The following is a 229-nucleotide window of genomic DNA, read 5'->3' as shown; positions in this document are numbered from 1 at the left end:
TTACACCACAATTGAATCATTTCGGACAATACGTTTTTCACGTCGCCGACAATCTGGATATCCACTTTGTAGCGTTTGTCAATGCTGGACGGGTCAACGTAGATATGAATAATTTTTTTAGCTTTTTCAAAAAATTTGGTCGGTACGGAAATCACGCGGTCATCGAAGCGCGCACCGATTGACAGTACAACGTATGCATTCTGCATGGCGAGGTTGGCTTCGTAAGTAC

The 229-nt window shown here is 43.2% G+C and carries 1 pseudogene; it reads right to left on the bottom strand.

The annotated features are described in order from the left end of the window. Positions 1-229 (bottom strand): annotated as a pseudogene (locus ACTHSX_RS10965) (acetolactate synthase 3 large subunit); the annotation flags it as partial.

Source organism: Neisseria sp. P0014.S002 (assembly GCF_051958295.1).
In the GTDB taxonomy this organism is placed as follows: Bacteria; Pseudomonadota; Gammaproteobacteria; order Burkholderiales; family Neisseriaceae; genus Neisseria; species Neisseria flavescens_B.
The sequence above is the reverse complement of the archived record's forward strand: the minus strand, read 5'-3'. Positions and strand labels throughout refer to the sequence as shown.